The following is a 20,925-nucleotide window of genomic DNA, read 5'->3' on the forward strand; positions in this document are numbered from 1 at the left end:
TCGACAAGGCTGTTAAAAACCTAAGCGTACGAACGTGGCAATGCCGATCGTGCGACGCGGTGCATGATCGCGACGAGAATGCCGCCAAGAACATCTTGCTCCTGACAAACGAATAGAAGCTTCCAGGTCAACAAGAACTGCGGGAACCGCAGGGATCGCTTGCTCAACTTCACTTCGGATGAGGTGATTACGCAAGAATCTCCCACTTCAACGCAAATGCGTAAGTGGGGGAGTGTTCAATGTGGGCGCTAACGGCAAAGTGGCTTCCGATGATTACTTTGTATTCTACAATCAGCCATCCGATCCTCACGGACATGTGAAATTGAGCTCCACCACTGCTCGTTCGGCGACCTTTACGATCCGCTTGGACAAGCTGTCGTCGGCTGTAGCAAAATGTGTGTTCGCGGCTACTCTGGATGGTCCCGGCACGTTCGCAGACGTGTCAGGCTGTTCTGTTACCGCGCGTATTGGCGGACAGACCGTTGTATATGAAATTAAGGAAGCGACTCGCGAGACGTCTTTAGTGTTCGTCGAGCTGTATCGTTACCAATCGCAGTTTAAGCTGCGAGCGGTGGGCCGCGGCTTTAACGGCGGTCTGAAGCCTTTGGCCGAAGCGCACGGCGTTGACGTTGCAGACGACGATAACATCAGCCAGACCGCGCAGCAGATTGCGGCTGCAGCATCGGCTCCGGTCAAATCGCCAGCCTCCTCTTCGCAGTCGGCACCCGGATCCAGGATTAATCTCAGCAAAATCGATCTGCTCAAAAAAGAAGTGCGGGTTTCGCTAGAGAAGAAGGGGATCGGCTCGCAGAAGGCCAGAGTCGCCGTCGTGTTTGACGCTTCCGGTTCCATGTATCACTTGTATGATGAGGGAACCATACAGCGTGCATTCGAGCGGGTGCTTGCGGTCGCCGCTAGCATGGATGACGATGGGGAGCTGGACGTCTGGTTTTTCGCCGACGAATCGGCCAGAACGCCAAGCGTGAGAGCCGACCAGTTCGAAGGGTATGTCGATCGTTATTATTTTTCGGACGAGGACTTCCAAGATGAGCTGGGATACGGCAACAACGAGCCCGACGTCATGAAAGACATTATACGCAAATATACCGTTGAATCGCCCGATGATCGTCTTCCGGTCTTTATCGTATTTTTTAGCGATGGCGGCGTTTACTATTCGGATCGGATTGCCAAGCTGATTATTCAGAGCTCCAAGTACAATTTATTCTGGCAATTCGTCGGTTTGGGCGAGGCAGACTACGGGATTTTGGAGGAGTTCGATACCCTCTCAGGCCGAGTAGTCGACAACTGTAACTTCTTCGCGTTGGACGACCTTGATGAAGTGTCCGACCGGGAGCTCTACGACCGACTGTTCAACGAATTTCCGTCCTGGCTGCGCGCCGCGCGGAGCAAAGGCATTCTTAAAGGCTAACCTTAGGAGCGAAACCGGCTCTGATGCTCGTCCATCAGAGCTGTAGTTGTATTCGTTAAGCTGTCTTAAGATAACGGAGGGAATATCATGCAGCAGATTTTAAACGATCTTATTAAACATGATGTAAAGCCGCTCCTATCCAAGCATGGCTTCGCCAAGAAGGGCCTGAACTTCAGCAAGCCGGAAGACGACCTTATCTATATCCTTAACTTCCAGAAATCAGCCGGCAATTCTTCCGATAACGTCATGTTTTACGTGAACTGCGGGATTTATGCGGGGGAGCTGGCACGGATACAATCGAAAGTGGTCCTGACAGCTCCCCATGAAGCGGACTGTCATTTCCGAGCCAGAATCGAGGAGATTGCGAAGTCTGCGCCGGATCGATTTGCCATCGCTCCCGACACGAATATAGACGATTTGAGGACAACGCTGCTCCATGGATTAGAAGAAGTAATTCATTTCTACGGTACGATGACCAGCGCCAGATCGATTGTAGATTACTACACTGCGGGTCCGTTCCTGCATCTAGGCGAAGAGAGCTTTCAGTTGCTCTTGCAATCGAATGATGTAGCTGCGGCTAAACGTTACTTGAAGGCTTTGCAGGAAAAGCACGGGACAGAAAAACGTTGGACGATATTCGAAAATAAATATAGAGCCATCTACCAACAATTCGGAGTGGAATTTGGGTATTCATAAGTTTGACCGAAATCGTCAAGCAAACGATTGAACAAGCCCGCATCGCGATCGGGAATCTGAGTCCGGGAGTCTGAAGTCGATAGAGAATTTGCGTGCATGTATCTTCGAGATACATGCACTTTTTTCTTGATCGATCATCTGCACGCGCCAAATCGAGCACTCGCTCCCTTCTAACGGCCTGCGTGACCCTTCCGCGCAGGCTAATGTACGTCAATTGACCAGCCGCAGTTTTTTTCACGCATGACCCTCTTAATCAAGCAATCTAACGTTTGTTGACTACGTTCTTAGGTTTGTTGTCTGGAATGGGGCTAACGATTTTATATACAATGACATCAATCGGATGAATGCGCTTGCAGAACGATGGAAGCGCGTACAAGAAAATGCGACAAATGCAAGGGGTGGCTAACATGGACACGAAGAGCGGGCGAAAACGATTGCGAACGCGCTGGCGCACACAGGACACCGAGCTGACGCTTCTAGCCTTGCCGACGACCGTCTGGTATATCCTGTTCTGTTTCTTGCCGATGTTCGGTCTCGTGATCGCTTTTAAGGATTTCAAGATTCACGGAGGGTTTCTAAGCAACGTCATTCACAGCGAATGGACCGGATTCAAGAACTTCGAATTCCTGTTCAAGTCGAACGACGCTTGGGTCGTGATCCGCAATACGTTGGGCTACAATATGATCTTTATCGTTCTGGGCATTGCGATTCCCGTCATCTTGGCGCTGATGATCGGTCAGCTGCACAGCGGCAAGGCCGGCAAAATCTATCAGACGATGATGTTCCTGCCGTACTTCCTGTCCTGGGTCGTCGTGTCCGCCATTGTGTGGTCGTTCCTCAGCTTCGATAAAGGGATCGTCAATCAATTCCTGACCGGCCTGGGCGCGGATCCCGTGAATTGGTATATGGAGCCCAAATATTGGCCTTACTTTCTGATTTTCATGAATGTGTGGAAGGGCCTGGGCTACGGAATGGTCGTCTATCTGGCCACCATCACCGGCATCGACAGCACGTATTATGAGGCGGCCGTCATCGACGGCGCTTCCAAGTGGCAGCAAGCGCGATTCATTACGCTGCCGCTCATGAAGCTGGTCATCGTCATGATGTTCATCCTGGCTGTAGGCCGCATTTTCTACACGGATTTCGGCTTGTTCTTCCAAGTGCCGCGGGATTCCAACTCGTTGTTCACTGTAGCGACTACGATAGACGTTCTCGTGTACAAGCAGCTTAAGACGGCAACGGTAGGCATGGCCTCCGCTTCCGCTTTCGTGCAATCGGTAATGGGCTGCTTGACCATTCTGTTGGCCAACTGGGTCGTTCGCCGCGTCGATCCGGACAGCGCCATGATGTAAGGAGGGAGCGGGAAATGAAAACAGGAGCGGGATACGAGACGGGCCTCGACAAATTCAACCGAATCGGCGCCGTCACGAACTGGGGATTTCATCTTATTTTTATCCTATTGGCGTTGTTATGCCTCATCCCCGTCCTTGTGGTGCTGTCCATATCGCTGACCGGAGAGGAGTCCATCCGCAATGATGGCTACAGTCTCTTCCCGAAGGCCTTCTCCGGAGAAGCTTATCAGTACATTGCCCAGCAAGGGCAGATGATCACCCGGGCGCTCGGCGTCTCCGTGCTCGTTACCGCTCTCGGCACCGTGCTGGGCGTCGTGCTGACGACTTCGATGGGATATGTACTCTCCCGGCCGAACTACAAGCTTAAAGGGCTGCTGACCTGGATCGTATTCATTCCGATGGTGTTCAACGGAGGCCTGGTGTCCAGCTACTATATCAATTCGAATATGCTGGGGCTGAAGGACACGGTGTGGGCGCTGATTCTTCCGCTGGCCGTCTCTTCCTTCAACGTCATCATTTGCAAAACCTTCTTCAGAAGCACGATACCGGACGCGCTGATCGAATCCGCCGAGATTGACGGAGCGGGCCAGCTGCGCATCTACTGTTCGATCGTGCTGCCGATTTCGCTTCCGGTGCTGGCCACCATCGGCTTGTTCCTCTGCTTCGCCTATTGGAACGACTGGTTCCAATCGATGCTGTACATCGACAATCAGAACCTGTACTCGCTGCAGGCTCTGCTGAACAGTCTGATGAGCAACGTGGACGCCTTGGCCAGGAACGCCTCCAGCATGGGGATCAGCTATGCGGAGCTTGTCGCGACGATGCCCAAGGAATCTGCCCGTATGGCCGTGGCCATCGTCATCGTGGTACCCGTGGCCATCGCCTATCCGTTCTTCCAGAAATACTTTATTTCCGGTCTGACGATAGGCGCCGTGAAAGGTTAACCCCGCAATAAGCCGGAATTTGTCCGGTTTATGATACCCGCCGCCAGCTGTGGACGGCGGGAAGGAAGAAAGATACCAAAGGGAGGAATTGAGAATGACAAAGACGAAGAAAAAATGGCTGGCCATGGGCGCCGCCGCAGCACTGCTGACAACCGCTCTTGCGGGCTGCGGGAACTCGAATTCCAAATCCGAGCCTAGCAGCTCGCCTTCCAGCGCCGGCACGCAGACGGCGGAAGCAAGCCAATCTGCCGGTTCGGGCGAAGTCCCTACGCTGGTATGGTGGACGATCGGCGGCCAGGTGCCCGCGAACTTCGATAAAGCGATTGCCGCGATGAACGAATACACGGCCGAGAAGATCGGCGTGAAAATCGACATCAAGGTAGCCAACTGGGGCGACTGGGATACGAAGATCAATACGATCGTGAACACCGGCGAACCTTTCGACATCATGTTCACGAACAACAGCAAATACAGCCAGCAAGTGAACATGGGCGCGTTCGCCGATCTCACTGACCTGGTGCAAAGCGAAACGCCGGATCTCTATGACTTCATTCCTCAGAAGGTATGGGACGGAACGAAAATCGGCGGGAAAATCTATTCCGTGCCGACGTACAAGGACTCCTCCTTGACCCAATACTGGGTGTTCGACGATAAGTACATTCAGAAGTACGGCATCGACACGAGCAGTATCAAGAAGTTGCAGGATCTCGATAAACCCCTCCGCGACATGAAGGCCGGCGAAGGCAAGAGCTTCTACCCGCTGTCGCTCACCCAGGGCGACGGATTTAACGGATTCTTCAACGGCTACGACGATATGACGCTCGGTCTGCCGCCGATCGGAGTCAAAGTCGACGACGCTTCCCGCAAAGCCGTCTCCGTGCTGGAGCAGCCGGACGTCATGAACGATCTCAAGCAGCTGCATCAATGGTACAAGGACGGCATCATCAATCCGGATGCGCCGACCAAGACCGAAGCGGAAAGAGCCCGTCCTTTCTTCGCGGCGCAGGCGTTCCCCGGCGCGGAAGCGAGCTGGCAGATCACCAGCGGCGTCGAGAAATATACGATGTTCCAGATTTTCGGCCCGATCTATACGACGAGCACGATCCAGGGCTCTCTGAACGCCATCTCCGCCAACTCTAAATATAAGAACGAAGCGTTGAAATATTTGCAGTTGGTCAATACGGATTCGAAGCTGCGCAATATGCTGGCTTTCGGCCAGCTGGGAGTGGACTACAACAATGTGGACGGCGAGAAAGTGATCGAGCGCACCTCCGATACGTGGCCGCTGGCCGCCTATACGCAAGGCACGTTCTTCAACCTGGCCGTAACGAAAGGAGCTCCGGTCGATCAGTGGGATCAAGTGCGCAAGCTGAACGATCAAGCGACCTCCTCGACGAATCTGGGCTTTGCGCTGGACATCAGCGAACTGGGCACCGAGGTAGCCAATACGAAAGCGGTATGGGACAAATATCGTTATGAGCTGCTGACCGGCGCTTCCGATCCGGAGAAGATGGTGCCGAGGATCGTTGCGGAGCTGAAGGCCGCCGGCCTGGATAAGCTGATGACTGCCGCCCAAGAGCAAATCGATACGTATTTCAAGTAAGACCTGCATGGAATCAATAGCCGGAAAACCCGAACGGAGATAGCCGTTCGGGTTTTCTGGCACAATATGCGGGATTGCTTTTAACGATCAAGACGTTATATGGTGGAGCGGTAGGGCGCGACAAAAACCTGTTGCAAAGGAGATGCCGCATGCTTTCCTTCATGAGAATCAAAATCTATCGCGGCAAGTTCGTTGCATATGCGGTATTTGTGGTGTTCATCGGCTTGGCGCTGGGCGCGGTTACCTGCGCGGTACTGCTGGATCAATGGATAGGCAATTCCCGGAACGAGGCCGCCGGAGCGTTCTCCCGGGTGGAGAACGCTCTTCAGTACGATGCCGACCGAATCGAAGCCTTCATGCAGCGGGTATACTCCAACAGCGATCTGGTGTCCGACGTTCGCAGCTTCTTGGGCAATCATGCGGAAGGCTATTTGACGAGCAGGCTGCAGGGCAGCCAGTTCAATCGGCCGCTCGTGTCTTTTCCCGAGGATATTCGATCCTTCCTGGGCAACGGGGGCCGGAGAGACATCACCCAGATCAGCCTGCATACCGAGCAAGAGGGCAACGTCGTGAGCTTCGACAGCAGCGGCAATATGAGCTTCCTGTTTCGTCTGCCCAATACGGACGAGACGTTCCGCAAGACGATTCACAAAGGATTCGTCTACCGTAAGAAGCTTTCGGATCCGAATCAAATTTCCCGCCAGTTAGGCGAGCTTCGATTCCTCGTCAGCAGCGAACGGATTTTCCAGACGGTTCAGCATTCCCTTCTGGATGAAGCGGCGGCAATCAGCGGTTCCGGGGACGTCTACGTTATCGCCGGCGGCGACCGCGGCACGGAGGAGTTGGTCCGCCGGGTAGCGGCGGACGGACGCGCGCAAGGCTATCTCGCTACGGGATTGGCGAACCGGGCTTATTTTGTAAAGTTCAAATCCAACGAGTTCGATTATCAGTTCGTCAGCATCGTGGATGCGGCCACGCTGATCCATCGGCAGGCGAACGTGCTGCTCGTCGTATTTCTTATCGTGCTGGCTGCAATGATTAGCGTTCTGCTCCTGATCGTCTACAATCTGCGCGAGGATGCGAACTTCCTGCGGCGGATAATCGTTTCCATCGGACGCGCGAAAACGGCGGATTTCACGCCGGTCAGCCCGGCCCGCTACCGCAGAAACGAATACGGAATGATCGCCCGGGAGCTGGACGATATGATCCATCAGCTCGATCGGCATATCCGTACGAATTATCTGCTGAAGCTCAAGCAGCAGGAAACCGAGATGAAGGCGCTTCAGGCTCAAATCAATCCCCACTTTTTATATAATACGCTTGAGGTTATCCGTTCTTCCGCCCTTGTCAACAGCGTGGACTACACTTCCGATGCGATTGCCACCTTGGGCGGACTGTATCGCGATATCGTGAAGAACGACAATATCATCTCGCTGGGCAACGAGCTGGCTCTGCTTCAGAAATATTTGAAAATTATGGAATTTAAATATCCGAGCCGGTTCTATTACCAGTTCAATGTGGAGGAGACGTTGTTTTCGTTGCCGACCGTGAAGTTCTGGATGCAGCCGCTGGCGGAAAACTTCTTCGTGCACGGGTTCAACCCGGAGAGCGAGTTTAATCTGCTCATCGTGAACGGCTGGGAGGAAGAGACCTGCTTCATGCTGGAGATCGTGGACAACGGCAACCGAATTCCCGAGGAGAGATTGGCCGAAATCAGGAGGAAGCTCTCCAGAGGCGACGATAACCCGGTGACCAACATCGGCCTGCGCAACGTGTATACCCGATTGCATTTTTTCTACGGGGCGGGTTTCTCCATGAAGATCGACAACAACGAGGAAGCTGGCGTTAAAATATCCGTAATCCTATCCAAGGAGGCGATTGGGGATGTACAAGCTGCTGATCGTAGATGACGAGCCGCAGATTCTGGAGGGCATGAAGCGGACGCTGGATTGGGAAAAATACGGCTTTGGCCGCATTGAGACGAGCCAGACGTATGAAGGAGCGATATCGAAGGCGGTGGAGCTGTTGCCGGACTTGGCGATCTTCGATGTGTGCATCGGCAAGCAGCGCGGCTACGATGCTATTCACAAGCTCAACGAGCTGCGTCTTCCTTCCAAGTATATTATCATGAGCGGATACGGCGAATTCCACTACGCGTTGGAGGCGATCCGCTGCGGCGCCAAGGATTATCTGCTCAAGCCGATCGATCGGACGAAGCTGCAGCATCTGGTCGAGAAAATCATCGTAGAAGATCTGAACGGCACGGTGGCAGGCGCGGATCGCGACGACGTGGACACCGACCCGGTGCTCGGCGTGCGTTATGACAGTCTATCCAAGCTGACCAATCGCATCTTGCTGATCGTCAAGGCGGAATATGCGCAGAACTTGAATCTGAAATCGGTTGCGGAGCGATTTCGGATGAACGGAACGTACTTGGGGCAGCTCTTCCTCAAGGAGACGCACAAGAAGTTCTCGGAGTATCTAATGGCGTACCGGATGCTTCGGGCCCGTGAACGCATTATGACCACGGACGAGAAAATCGCGTCCATCGCGCCTTCCGTCGGCTATCCCAATCTGAACTATTTTTATTCTCATTTCCAGGCCTATTTCGGCAGATCGCCTTCGGAATTGCGGAGAAAGGAATAACGCCGCCATGAGACAACGACGGAACTCGAGCCGTCCCGCCGCATTCTTCACGCTCGTCCTGCTGCTGACGCTGTCTCTAACCGGCTGCGTCTCGACATCCGGCGATGGCGGGCATGCCGCGACGGGCGGCGATACGGTGAATTTGATCTATTACACGATCGGAGATTCCGACAAAGACCTTCAGATGGTGAACGACAAGATCAATGAGGTGTTGGCCAAGAAAATCGGCGTGACTCTGACTTATGTCAAGGTGGGCTGGCAAGAGTACGAAGAGCGTCTGAATACTCTCGTGTCGGCAGGAACTCCCTTCGACATCGCTTTCGCCGTAGAGTACACGACCTACTCGCAACGCGGCGCGTTTCTTAAGCTGAACGACTATCTGACCAGCGCGGGGAAGGACATGTACGAAGCGGTCGACCCCATCCTCTGGAAGGGCGTGCAGATGGACGACGGCGGCATCTACGGCGTGCCGACCAACAAGGAATTGGCCGTTCGCGACCATTGGATGTACCCGGAGGCGCTCGTCAAGAAGTACGGGATCGACATCTCCGAATATACGACGCTGGCTTCCCTGGAGCCGCTGCTGCAGATGATCAAGGAGAAGGAGCCGGATTATCAGCCGATGGAGCTGGACAAGGGCTCGCAAAACTTCTTCGCTCTGGACGGCTACCACTACGTGGCGGAGAAGACGCTCCCGCTCATGGTCCGGGGCCAGGAACCCGATTCTCCGGTCGTGAGCATATTCGAGACCGAGGAAGCCCGGAACGTGCTGGATCTTCTGCGGCGCTATTATGTGGAAGGCTATATCAACGAGGATGCGTCTTTGCGGGAGAGTCCCGGGCTGAAGCGGGGAGATCTGGTATTCTGGAAAGCTGCGGGAGGCGGGCCGCTGTCGGACAATAGCTGGAGCAAGGATCGCGGCTACAAGGTTGTGGCTCACCCTGTAACTTCCGCCTTGATTACGACCGAATCGATGCGGGGAGGGGTTATGGCCGTCAACGCGGATACGAAGCACCCCGTCGAGGCCGTTAAGTTTCTCAATCTGCTGAACACGGACCCCGAGGTGCGGAATCTGTTCAACTTTGGAATCGAGGGCGTGCATTACACGCTCGACAGCAAAGGCCAGGTGGTGCCCATCCCGCCGACGGACAACAGCGGCAACCCGATCCCGGACGCTCAGCCCAGCTACGGCGGCGTGCAGTATACCCAGGGCAACTGGTTCATTCTGAAGACGATGGGCGGACAGTTCCCGGATCCCCTGGACAAGTGGGAACAGTTCCGCGCCAGCAACAAAGAGGCGGTCTATTCGGGCACGCTGGGCTTTACCCCGGACTTGTCCGGGATGCCCCTTCAAGTGAAGAACATTCAGATGGTGTGGGAGAAGTACTTTCCCGGCCTGATGACGGGCAGTCTGAACGTGGATGCCATGCTGCCGAAGTTTAATCAGGAGCTTCGGCAGGCGGGCATCGACGAGGTGCGGGCCGAAGTGCAAAGGCAGCTCGACGCTTGGCGAGCGGCCCGTTAACGGCGTTGGTTGACGAGAAAGGCACGGCCTTGAGAACCGCGGAAGACCGTTGGTTCGCTAGTAAGCTTCGAACTATCACGAGCTGTTCCTGGAGTTAAAGACGTACAGGAAGGAAACAGGAGATGGAGGCTGCCGCGGTCGAAGGACCGGGCGGCCTCTTTCGCATGTTCGGGGGGCTGCGAAGGGCGGGCGGCAAGTTGAACGGGCGCGGAAGAGGAATGGTTTGCCATGTGACTGGAAATAGTAAGGTAAAATTGCCCCTACCGAGGTTGCCGATGGAAAGAATCAGCCAATCCCAATTGGCCGCCATGATCGTCTTGTTCCAGATCGGCAGCTCGCCGCTGTTCCTGCTTGCGAGCGACGCGGGCGCGGATGCGTGGATCTCCGTCCTGATTGGGATGATCGGGGGGCTGCTGCTTCTGCTTCTGGTGACGCTGCAGCTCTACCGCAGGATGCCTGAGGAAGATCTGTTCGATATGATCGAGCGATCGTTCGGGAAGGTCGCGGGGAGTCTTCTGACGGCGGTCTATATCGTCTATTTCGGATACAAAGCGGTCCGGAACGTCCGGGAGTTCGGGGATCTGATGATTCTCTACCTGCTCCCGTCCACCCCGTTATGGTTCATTTTATTGATCCTCATGGTCATAGCCGCCTATGCGGTGTTTCAAGGCATAGAGGTGTTTTCGAGAGTGGCTCAGATTTTGCTGCCGATGATCGTGTTCGTCTATATCGCTCTCTTCGTCGCTTTGTGGGGGACGGAGCTGTTCGACGCCCACCGTCTCATGCCCGTGCTGGACAGCGGGTTGAAGAAGCCGATCGAATCCGCGCTTCCGGAGCTGATCTCCTTTCCGTTCGGGGAGATGGTGCTGTTCCTGCTCTTCTGGAAATACGCGGACCGAAGAGGCGGGACGACGAGAACGACGGTGCTCTCGTATCTGTTCTCGGGAACGTTCATTGTCGTCACGACGATCTTCATTCTGGGGAGTCTCGGGCCACTGGCGGAATTCAGCGTCGTTCCTCTGATTCAGATCGTGAGTCTGGTGCAGACGGCGGATTTCATCCAGCGGCTCGATCCTGTCGTCGCATTGCTGTTGTTCGGAGGAGTGTTCATGAAGATGACGTTTTATTACTTGGGCACGACGCTTCTCTTCTCCCGCTTGTTCCGAATCGGCCGGTACGCGGCCCTGTTTCCCGTGGGGGCGCTGCTGTTCGCGGGATCCATGGCGTTCAGAAGCTATATGCAGCATATCTGGTTCGGTTTCGAGAAAAATCTGAAGTACCATTTTCCCATCTTCCAGATCGTAATTCCCGTCCTGCTCTTGTTGGCGGCGATGATTCGATCGCGATTCGAGAAGAACGGTAGGACGCCCTCTTAAACGACTCTCGCGCAGAGGAGGAACTTCGATGAAGCTGTGGAACGTCCTCTTTCGAAGGAAGAGAGATCAAGGAAGTTCGCAGCAAAGGAAGGCCGTCAAGCAAGACGGTCGCAGCGGCAAAGCCGTATCGAGGGATCTCGAAGAAGGTCTGTCCAAGGACGTCGACGAGAACCTGCGAACAATCGTGGCGGAGCTGGGCGGGAGCGACGATCTCACGATTCGCAAGATCGACGCCGCGGGGACGGATTCGGTCGTCGTGGCCTTCATCTATATCGATAACCTGGTCGATTCCGCGATGGTGAACCAGATGCTGCTTCATCCGTTAATGTCGGAGATCGGCGAATCCCGGTCCGGGAAATCGTCGGAGGAATGGTACCGGACGGTCAGGGACCGGGTGCTTGCGGTCGGCCGCGTGCACGAGATGCGCACGCCGGAAGAAGCGCTTGCCTGCATTCTGGAAGGACAAACGATCGTATTCCTGCAAGGAAGCGCGGCAGCCCTGGCCGCCGACACCTCGGGAGGCGACAAGCGGGCGGTGGAGGAGCCCGGCTCGCAGACGGTCATCCGCGGCCCCAAAGAGAGCTTTACGGAGTCGATCAAGACGAACCTCTCCTTGATTCGAAGGCGGATCAAGTCGCCGCGGTTAAGGGTGGAGAGAAAAACCCTAGGGAAACTAACGCAGACGCAGATCGCGCTGGTCTACCTCCAGGGCATCGCGAAGGCCTCGATCGTGGAGGAAGTACGGCGAAGAATCGACCGGATCGATACGGACAGCATTCTGGAAAGCGCGTATATCGAAGAGTTTATTCAGGACGCCCCGATTACGCCATTCCCTACGATCGAGAATACGGAGCGGCCCGACGCGGCCGCCGCGGGCATTCTGGAAGGGCAAATCGCCATTATCGTGGACGGCACTCCGTTCGCGCTGCTCGCTCCGGTATCGTTCGTCCGGTTTTTCCAGTCGAGCGAGGACTTCTATCAACGGTACGACATCGCTACTTTTCTGCGATTGATCCGCTACGTCGCTTTTTTCGTATCGATGCTGCTGCCCGCGATGTTTATCGCCATTACGACATTCCATCAGGAGATGCTGCCGACTCCGCTGCTGATCAGCTTGGCGGCTCAGCGGGAGGGCGTTCCGTTTCCGGCGATCGTCGAGGCTCTGCTGATGGAAATCACGTTCGAGGTGCTGCGCGAGGCGGGGGTGCGCATGCCCAAGGTCATCGGTCCCGCGATCTCGATCGTGGGGGCTCTCGTGCTCGGGCAATCCGCCGTTCAAGCCGGACTGATCTCCGCGGCGATCGTCATCGTCGTGTCGTTCACCGCGATCGCCAGCTTCGTCATCCCGGCGATCAATATGTCGATCGCGGCCCGGCTGATCCGGTTCGTCATGATGATTCTGGGCGGGACGCTCGGACTGTTCGGAATCATGTCCGGCTTGATGGTGCTGCTTATTCATCTGGCGAGTCTGCGCTCCTTCGGCGTCCCTTATCTGACACCTCTGGCTCCTTTCGTCTGGACCAACTGGAAGGATACGTTCGTTCGCATGCCCCATTGGGTCATGAAGAAGCGTCCCCCGACGATCGCCGACGGAAGCAATCTCGTCCGCCAAGGCGACGACCAGATGCCGAAGCCTCCGGGCCGAAAATCGAAATTTTAGGAGATCTCTCATGCCGTTAAATCCTGAGAAGATAGGCTCTATACAGGCGGCGGTTTTGATCTCGATGGCCATTACGCCGACGGCCGCCATCGTTATTCCCACGGTATCGATCGGGGCGTCCGGGCAGGACGCCTGGTTATCGGTGCTTGCGGCGTGGCCGCTGGGCATCGGCTTCGCGCTGCTCTACGGCTCGCTCTCGCGAATGAATCCTGGAGTCTCCTTCTTCTCCTGGCTGGATTCCCGGTTGGGCCGGGCGGTAAGCGTCATAGCGGGCCTTCTGCTGGCGCAATACTATCTCTCCGTCGCTTCGGTTACGATCCGGGAGCTCGTCAATTTCCTGTCCAACGAGTTGCTGCAGAAAACGCCCGTGGCCGTGCTCTCGGCCGTACCGATCCTGATTGCCGTCTACGCGGCGTCGGGAGGCATCGAGGTCATCGCGCGGATTAGCGCGCTCGTCTATGTGGGGATGATTATGTTTCTTGCTCTGGGGATCGGCTTGGAGCTCAATCAGATGCAGCCCCAATTCCTGTTCCCCATCGGGGACGCTCCGCTTCCGCGCCTCGTCGAGAGCGGGCTTCCGTCCGTAGGATGGCTGTCGGAAGCTTCGCTTCTGTTCATTCTTGCCCCCTACTTGAGCAAGCCGCGCCGCTCTACGGCCATTGCTATCGCGGGGGTCTCTCTGGCGGCCGTCCAGCTGTCGTTAATCGTGCTGCTTGTGCTGCTTCAATTCGGTCCTGAGCTGCCCGGCATTATGGCGTATCCTGCGTTCGCCGCAGCCGAAATCATTAAATACGGGAGCTTCGTGGAGCGGGTGGATCTGATCTTCATCTGCGTCTGGGTCGCAACGGTCTACGTCAAGCTGTGCATTTTCGTATTCGGCACGGTCCACTGCTTCACGCATTCGCTTCGGATCAAGGCGGCGAAGCCTTTTCTTTGGACGATCAGCTTGCTCATTTTCTTGCATTCGCTGTATTCCTGGTCGGATGAAGCGACGTTCCTTCATTATCAGAAATCCGTATCGACGGCCTTCTTGATTACGTGCAACGTGATCGTGCCCGCCCTTCTATGGCTCGGCTTGAAAATAAAGCGCCGCCCGCCGGCTTCGGCAGGGGAGTCGCCATGAGGGCGGCCAAACGGTTCGTTTCGCTGCTGATGCTGCTCGTCGCGAGCTTCGGAGCGGCCGGTTGCTGGGATCGGACGGAGCTGAACGAGCTGGCGATTACTTCGGCGACGGCGGTCGATTGGGAAGACGGCGAGTGGAGCGTCTCCTACCAGGTCGTCATTCCGTCCGCCATCTCGAATGCGGTGAGCGTGACGGGAGGCGGAGCGTCGAAGCTGCCGATCATTGTCTATTCGACCCAAGGGAAAACGATCCGCGAGGCGGTCGGGCGCAGCACGCTGGAGAGCCCGCGCCATCTCTTCTTCTCCCATACCCGCGTCGTCGTGGTCAGCGAAGCGGCCGCCCGGCAAGGGCTGTCGCCTCTGTTGGACGTCTATTTTCGCAATCCGGATTCGCGGGAGACGGTGAGCGTGCTCGTCGCGAAGGGGAATGCACGCAAAATATTAGAGCAGCTGATGCAGATCCAGATTATTCCCGGCGACGGCATCGAAGAAACCTTGCGCAAGGAAGCCGAAGAGTTCTCCGCGCTGCCGAACGTAAGAATATACGACTTGGCGTTGTCGATCGTCAGCCCGTCCAAGAGCGCGATCGTACCGGAAATACTCATCTCCGGCGGGCAGGAGGTAAGCTCGGCCGACGCCTTGAGCAAAACCTCGCTATCGTCCAAGCTGCGGCTGGGTCGCTTGGCGGTCTTCAAGAATGATCGCATGGCGGGCTGGATGACCCGGGAGGAAGCGCTCGGGATCGCCTTCATCCGCGACCGGATCAAGACGACGACGATTCCTTTCTCTTGCGGGCAGGGCGGTAAGCAGAAGATCGACTCCGCCTTCAAGCTGACTCGCTCTTCGACGCGGCTGACGCCGAAGAAGGACGGCGACGGCTTCACGATGAAAATCGAGGTGGAGGGAGAGGGACAGCTTCTCGAGACGGATTGCACGAAGGAACTGAGCGAGCCTTCGGTCGCTCGTCAACTAGAGAGCCAACTGGAGCTGGAGATAACGGATATGATCGAGACCGCGTGGCAGGCGGCCCGGAAGATGAACATCGATGTCGTCGGATTCGCCGAGGCGATTCATCGGAAGTATCCGAAGGATTGGAAGCGGATGAAGAACAATTGGCCGTCGGGCTTGGCGGAGATTCGGATCGAGCCTTCGGTCCATATCACAATCAAGCGGATGGGGCTGACTAACCAGTCGTTCAGAACTTTGACGGAAAAGGATTAGGGGCGTGAGTATGGAAGAGCTGATCATGTACTCTGTCGGGTACGCGACGCTGCTGGCGCTCGGGATGCGGGCTCTCCGGCGCGAAGGCAGGAAGATCGACCGGGGAATCTACATCGCGCTGATCGCCTGGTGCGCCTACATGAATATGGCCGGCTTGCTGCATTGGCCGACCGGGTCGGTCGCCGAGTTGAACGGCTGGCTGTTCTTTCCGATCGGACAATGGATATTGGCCCTGTTGGATGGTATGGTATAACTAACGGAGTCAAAGTCAAAGCACGGGGGAGAACGGGAACGGATGCACAACGGGAAAGCCATCATCGGCATCGACATCGGGACGACAAGCACGAAAAGCGTAGTGTTCGGAGAAGGCGGAAAGCAGCTCGGCAGCTTCGCGGTCGAATATCCGCTGCTGCAGGAGCAGGCGGGCTGGGCGGAGCAGGAGCCGGAGACGATCGTGAACGCCCTTGCTCAGAGCGTACGGGGGGCGCTGGAGCAGAGCGGGCTGAGCAGAGAGGACGTCTCCGCGGCCGGCTTCAGCTCGGCGATGCATTCGGTGATCGCGGTCGACGACAGCGGGCGGCCGCTCACGAGAAGCATCACCTGGGCGGACGGGCGCAGCGAGCCGCAGGTCCGGTTGATCCAGGAGAGGCCGGGCGGGCTCGAGATTTATAGACGGACGGGAACTCCCATTCATCCGATGTCGCCGCTTCCTAAGCTTGTGTGGCTGCGGGAGCACCGGCCGGACGTGTGGGCGAACGCCCGCAGGTTCGTATCTATTAAAGAGTACGTCGTTCACCGTCTGTTCGGGGAGTGGGTCGTCGATCCTTCGCTCGCTTCGGCAACCGGATTGCTGCGGCTCGATACGCTGACTTGGGACGACGAGGCGCTGAGCGTGGCGGGCTTGGACGCCGGCAGACTGTCCGAGCTGCGGCCGGTCACGTACCGGATGCAGGGGCTGGATCGGACGTTGGCGGCCGAAATGGGGCTGCGGCCGGAGACGCCGTTCTTCCTCGGCTCCAGCGACGGAGCGCTGGCCAACCTGGGCGTCGGAGCGGTCGGGGCCGGGGATCTGGCGATTACGATCGGCACCAGCGCGGCAGTGAGGATGATGACGGACAAGCCGGCGACGGACGAGAGAATGCGCACGTTCTGCTACAGCGTGGCGGATTCATCGTATGTCGTGGGAGGCGCGACCAATAACGGAGCTATCGTGCTTCAATGGATGAAAAATGGTTTGTTCGGCGGGACCAAGACGACAGAGGAGCTGCTGGAAGAAGCGGCCCGGGTCGGCCCGGGGGCGGACGGCTTGCTGTTCCTCCCCTTCCTGTCGGGAGAGCGGGCTCCGATCTATAACGCGGAGGTGCGCGGCACTTATATCGGCGCCAATCTGGGTCATCGCGGCGAGCATTTCGTCCGCGCCGGGCTGGAGGGCGTTCTGTTCGCGGTGCTGTCGGTTGCGGAAGCGCTGCGAGAATTGGTCGGCCCGGCCTCGGAGATTCGCGTTTCGGGAGGCTTCGCCAAGTCGCCGCTATGGCTGCAGATGCTGGCCGATATGTTGGGACAAGAGGTCGGCGTTCCCCGCGTGACCGAAGCCTCGGCTTTCGGCGCGGCGATGACGGCGCTGCAGGGACTCGGAGAGCTGGCGGATCTGAGCCGCGCCAAGGAGTGGGCGCCGATCGCGCAGCGGCTGCAGCCGGACTCCCGGCGGCACGGTATCTATCGGGAGCTGTTCGGGATTTACGAGCGGACGAGGGACGTTCTGCCGGAGCGGTTCGCGGAATTGGCGCAGTTTCAGCGCAAGCTTCGCTACGATTAGAGTCGGCGGCGATTCTGCGCTCCGCGGGGAAAGTCGAAAAAATACGGTCGGATAGTGATAATAATTCTCATTGTTGGATACAATACTGAGGAGCCCAAACAAAAACGCCTTCGGCGTCCCTGGGACGGTGAAGGCGTTTTGTCGAAGACGATTCAGATAGGGATAGCGGATGTTATATTTTCTGAATCGTGGAGAAAAGGGCTGCCCCGCAACCGATAATCGTTCGATACGACTCGGTATGGGACAGCCCCTGGGCCCGAAATGCTTCCGGACCGAACCGTTATGCTATGCTCCGTGTGGTCGCACGAATTACATTTTCGGTTCGAACGTTTTGCAATCGGTCTCTTCGGAATGGGACGCTTGTTTGTTCCGGTTGTTCACGACGTAGATCGAAGAAGCGTGACACTCGTTCCCCGGACCCCAGTACTTGCAGGAATTCACTTCGCACAGTACGTCTTTGGCCATGGCTCGCTCACCTCCTCTCAATAGGATGGTCCAAGCCAATGGCTTTATACGTGGGGGCCCCCGCAAACTTTCCTTTTCGGAAACGTTGTGCGGGTTTTTTCGCGTGCAATTGGAACGGGGCAAGCTGGTCGTCGCAGACGTGAATGCGCAAGAAAGTACATGTGCGGCAGCCTGATGTGGTAGGATAGAAAGGAATGTCGAGAAACGGTTAGCCGGGGTTCGAATCGGAACGGATGAGGTCAGACTTACGGCGGATCGAGGGACTAAGAGGATGGAGTGGATCGGGTGACGGATTTTACGGGATTGGGCGTGTCCGAGGGACGCGTAGACATATTGAAGGCAATGGGCATCGCGAAGCCGACGCCGGTGCAGGAGGAGACGATTCCGATCGTCAAGGCCGGGCATGACGTGATCAGCCAGGCGCAGACGGGTACCGGGAAGACGCTGGCGTTCGTACTGCCGATGCTGGACAAGATCAGAACGGACGTGCCGCAGGTGCAGGGGCTTATTCTGACGCCTACTCGCGAGCTGGCGATCCAGATTACCGGGGAGATCAAGAAGCTGCTGAAGCCGGAGGACGGCATCCAGGTGCTGGCCGTATACGGCGGTCAGGACGTGGAAGCGCAGCTGCATAAGCTCAAGGGCGACATGCATCTGATCGTGGCGACGCCGGGACGGCTGCTCGACCACCTGCGCCGCGAGACGATCTCGCTGGAAGCCGTGAAAATGCTCGTGCTGGACGAAGCCGATCAGATGCTGCATATGGGATTCCTGAAGGAAGTCGAGGATATTTTGCGTCAGACGCCGTACAAGAAGCAGACGATGCTGTTCTCGGCGACGATGCCGCCGGCGATTCGCGAGATGGCCGGACGCATTCTGCGCAATCCGCAGCACGTGACGGTGAAGGCCGAGCGCGTGACGGTAAAGGATATTCGCCAATGGGTCGTGGAGACGTCGGACCGCAACAAGCAGGAGACGCTCGTGAAGCTGCTGGAGGAGACTCAGCCGTATTTGAGCATCATTTTCTGCCGGACGAAGCGCCGGGCCAATACGTTGAACGTGGCGCTGCAGGAGATGGGCTATGCATCGGACGAGCTGCACGGGGATCTGTCTCAGGCGAAGCGGGAGCAGGTCATGAAGAGGTTCCGCGACGCCAGGCTGCAGCTGCTGGTCGCTACGGACGTCGCGGCGCGCGGGCTGGACGTCGAGGGCGTCACCCACGTGTTCAACTACGATGTTCCGCTCGACGTGGAGAGCTACATCCACCGGATCGGCCGGACAGGCCGCGCGGGGGAGAAAGGGCTGGCGATTACGCTGATTGCGCCGAAGGATCGCCGGGAGTTCGCGGATATCGAGAACGGCATCCAGATGGCGATGGAACGCAGAAGCCCGGAAGGCGCGCCGCTATCCGGCGGAGGGCTGCAAGGCCCGCGCACCGGCGGCGGCTACGGGCGCCCGGGCGACGAGCGCCGGCGGCCGACTGTCGTCCGTCGGTCCGGCGCCGATCCTCCTGGGGGTCGCGAGGCGCCCTCGTCACGGCCAGAGCGCCTCAGCCGAGACCGAGTCGGAGCGGCTCGCCGCCGGTGACCTCGGCGTAGAGGATGGCGAGCCCCTTTAGGGTCAGCTCGGGGTCGATGACCTCGATCCCCTCGACGTCCCGAGCCCAGGGGGCGAGCGAGAGGCCGCCGGTCATGATCGTCCTCACCGCTTCGAGTGGCAGGCCCGCCTCGGCGGCGAGCTCCTGGCGGGCGCGGGCGACGAGTCCTCCGGCAAGGGCCTGGTAGCCGAAGATCGTGCCGGCCTGCATCGCGCTCACCGTGTCGCGGCCGATGACCCGCTCGGGGGTCCGGAGCTCGATTCGAGGGAGCTTCGCCGTCCGGGCAGCGAGAGCCTCGAGGGCGAGCTCGAGGCCGGGGGCGATGGCGCCCCCGACGTAGGCGCCGTCGGCGGCGACGCAGTCGACGGTCGTCGCCGTCCCGAAGTCGACGACGACGGCGGGTCGGCCGTAGAGCCGGGCGGCAGCGAGGGCGTTGACGAGCCGATCGGCACCGACCTCGTGGGGCCGCTCGACCCGGACGGGGATGGGGATCGTTCCGGCCCCGGCGAGGAAGAGGGGCTGGTCGTGGCGGGCGGCGATGGCTTCGAGAGCGGTCGTGACCACGGGCACGACCGAGGCAACGGCGAGGGCGTCGACCTCGGCGAGGCTGCCGCCATCGAGTCGGAGGAGGGCGTCGAGGAGATGCTCGAGCTCGTCGGGCGTCGCCCGCGGCTGGGTCGCTGCCCGCCGGGTCGCGACGAGCGTTCCGTGGCGGACGAGGCCGAGGCTGAGGGTCGTGTTGCCGACGTCGACGACGAGGAGCATGCCCCGATCATACGCGCCGCGGCTGTTGGGCTCGTCGCCGGCCGGCGCGAACCGCCCGGCGGGCCTCGGCCGCCGACGCCCGGTTCGAGGAACGGCCACAAGGGGCAGCGACACCACATCGAACGACACTGCTGCTCCGTCGTGGGGCCCCATCGGCGCCCATCCGGTGCGCTACCATCGCCGCCGTCGACGGCCGCGCCGTCGACGAAGGACGTCGCCGAACCACCAGTCCCGCTGGAGAGGAGCCGTGGAGGAGCCTGCCGCAAGCCTGCCCGCCAAGTTCTTCGTGAACCGCGGCATCGTCACCTCCCGGACCGACATGCAGAACCTCCTCCGGCCGCTCCTGAAGCAGACCGTCGGCTATCGCTACTTCCGGGGGCGCGAGCTCGTCGCCAGCGGGACTGGCTGGGTGGAGCGGATCGTGGCCGACAAGCCGGACGTCTCGACCTACTTCACCCCCCTCGCCATCTGCATCAACGTCGACTCCTTCGAGCACCTCGAGTTCGAAACCCGGCCCGACCAGCTCCTCGTCTACGCCCTCGTCCAGGGCGACGAACGGGTCGTCCTCGAGTTCGTCCCGAGCGAGCCCGGGACCCGAGCGCCGGTCGAGCCGCGGCAGCTCGAGTTCGACACGAGTGGCTTCGTCCAGATGGAGCTGCTCCGGCTCGAGCCGGACGAGGAGGGCGCCTAGCGAGGACGGAGCCGACG

General features: G+C 58.1%; 19 protein-coding genes. 17 read left to right on the forward strand and 2 right to left on the reverse strand.

Annotation, left to right across the window (positions count from 1 at the left end):
- From ACESLM_RS26950 to ACESLM_RS27020, 15 genes are all read left to right on the forward strand, one after another.
- On the forward strand, window positions 1-116 hold a 116-nt coding region (locus ACESLM_RS26950; RefSeq protein ID WP_372636855.1), incomplete at its 5' end, for a zinc ribbon domain-containing protein.
- A gap of 125 nt (window positions 117-241) precedes the next feature.
- Entirely contained in the window at window positions 242-1,429 is a 1,188-nt protein-coding gene (locus ACESLM_RS26955; protein ID WP_372636809.1) for a VWA domain-containing protein, read from the forward strand.
- A gap of 87 nt (window positions 1,430-1,516) precedes the next feature.
- Window positions 1,517-2,125 (forward strand): DUF4304 domain-containing protein, encoded by a 609-nt coding sequence (locus ACESLM_RS26960; RefSeq protein WP_372636812.1) that lies wholly within the window; start codon window positions 1,517-1,519, stop codon window positions 2,123-2,125.
- 407 nt (window positions 2,126-2,532) lie between these two features.
- Window positions 2,533-3,477 (forward strand): ABC transporter permease, encoded by a 945-nt coding sequence (locus ACESLM_RS26965; RefSeq protein WP_372636815.1) that lies wholly within the window; start codon window positions 2,533-2,535, stop codon window positions 3,475-3,477.
- 14 nt (window positions 3,478-3,491) lie between these two features.
- On the forward strand, window positions 3,492-4,421 hold the full coding sequence (locus ACESLM_RS26970; protein ID WP_372636817.1) for a carbohydrate ABC transporter permease: 930 nt from the start codon (window positions 3,492-3,494) through the stop codon (window positions 4,419-4,421).
- Window positions 4,422-4,515: 94 nt separating this feature from the next.
- Window positions 4,516-6,024 carry an ABC transporter substrate-binding protein gene (locus tag ACESLM_RS26975; RefSeq protein WP_372636820.1) on the forward strand — a complete coding sequence of 503 codons (1,509 nt, stop codon included), beginning with the start codon at window positions 4,516-4,518 and terminating at the stop codon, window positions 6,022-6,024.
- Window positions 6,025-6,173: 149 nt separating this feature from the next.
- A complete protein-coding gene (locus tag ACESLM_RS26980; protein ID WP_372636823.1) occupies window positions 6,174-7,934 on the forward strand; it encodes a sensor histidine kinase in 1,761 nt (586 codons plus the stop codon).
- Window positions 7,909-8,670 (forward strand): response regulator transcription factor, encoded by a 762-nt coding sequence (locus ACESLM_RS26985; protein WP_094047130.1) that lies wholly within the window; start codon window positions 7,909-7,911, stop codon window positions 8,668-8,670. The genes ACESLM_RS26980 and ACESLM_RS26985 overlap by 26 nt, the downstream gene beginning before the upstream one ends.
- Before the next feature lie 7 nt (window positions 8,671-8,677).
- Window positions 8,678-10,195: an ABC transporter substrate-binding protein gene (locus ACESLM_RS26990; RefSeq protein WP_372636826.1), complete on the forward strand. Its 1,518-nt coding sequence runs from the start codon at window positions 8,678-8,680 to the stop codon at window positions 10,193-10,195.
- A 275-nt stretch (window positions 10,196-10,470) separates the two neighbouring features.
- Window positions 10,471-11,571, forward strand: coding sequence for a GerAB/ArcD/ProY family transporter (locus ACESLM_RS26995; protein WP_372636829.1), 1,101 nt, complete (start codon window positions 10,471-10,473; stop codon window positions 11,569-11,571).
- 28 nt (window positions 11,572-11,599) lie between these two features.
- Window positions 11,600-13,231 carry a spore germination protein gene (locus tag ACESLM_RS27000; RefSeq protein WP_372636831.1) on the forward strand — a complete coding sequence of 544 codons (1,632 nt, stop codon included), beginning with the start codon at window positions 11,600-11,602 and terminating at the stop codon, window positions 13,229-13,231.
- Between the two features lie 10 nt (window positions 13,232-13,241).
- Window positions 13,242-14,354, forward strand: coding sequence for a GerAB/ArcD/ProY family transporter (locus ACESLM_RS27005; RefSeq protein WP_372636834.1), 1,113 nt, complete (start codon window positions 13,242-13,244; stop codon window positions 14,352-14,354).
- Complete coding sequence (locus ACESLM_RS27010) at window positions 14,351-15,574, forward strand: Ger(x)C family spore germination protein (RefSeq protein ID WP_372636837.1); 1,224 nt, start codon at window positions 14,351-14,353, stop codon at window positions 15,572-15,574. The genes ACESLM_RS27005 and ACESLM_RS27010 overlap by 4 nt, the downstream gene beginning before the upstream one ends.
- Before the next feature lie 4 nt (window positions 15,575-15,578).
- Entirely contained in the window at window positions 15,579-15,827 is a 249-nt protein-coding gene (locus ACESLM_RS27015) for a hypothetical protein (RefSeq protein WP_372636840.1), read from the forward strand.
- Between the two features lie 42 nt (window positions 15,828-15,869).
- On the forward strand, window positions 15,870-17,390 hold the full coding sequence (locus tag ACESLM_RS27020; protein ID WP_372636843.1) for a gluconokinase: 1,521 nt from the start codon (window positions 15,870-15,872) through the stop codon (window positions 17,388-17,390).
- A 309-nt stretch (window positions 17,391-17,699) separates the two neighbouring features.
- Here the strand turns inward: ACESLM_RS27020 and ACESLM_RS27025 are convergent, their stop codons facing one another.
- The gene (locus tag ACESLM_RS27025) at window positions 17,700-17,855 is read right to left on the reverse strand and encodes a DUF1540 domain-containing protein (RefSeq protein WP_094047117.1); all 156 of its coding nucleotides are present in this window, start codon (window positions 17,853-17,855) and stop codon (window positions 17,700-17,702) included.
- 285 nt (window positions 17,856-18,140) lie between these two features.
- Between ACESLM_RS27025 and ACESLM_RS27030 the strand changes: the two genes are divergently transcribed.
- A complete protein-coding gene (locus ACESLM_RS27030; RefSeq protein WP_372636846.1) occupies window positions 18,141-19,442 on the forward strand; it encodes a DEAD/DEAH box helicase in 1,302 nt (433 codons plus the stop codon).
- On the opposite strand, the gene ACESLM_RS27035 is transcribed toward ACESLM_RS27030, so the two are convergent.
- Entirely contained in the window at window positions 19,405-20,370 is a 966-nt protein-coding gene (locus ACESLM_RS27035) for a type III pantothenate kinase (protein WP_372636849.1), read from the reverse strand. The genes ACESLM_RS27030 and ACESLM_RS27035 overlap by 38 nt on opposite strands.
- A 94-nt stretch (window positions 20,371-20,464) precedes the next feature.
- On the opposite strand from ACESLM_RS27035, the gene ACESLM_RS27040 reads away from it, so the two are divergent.
- Entirely contained in the window at window positions 20,465-20,908 is a 444-nt protein-coding gene (locus ACESLM_RS27040) for a hypothetical protein (protein ID WP_372636852.1), read from the forward strand.
- Window positions 20,909-20,925 lie beyond the last annotated feature (17 nt).

The organism is Cohnella sp. (assembly GCF_041641335.1).
Taxonomy (GTDB): Bacteria; Bacillota; Bacilli; order Paenibacillales; family Paenibacillaceae; genus Cohnella.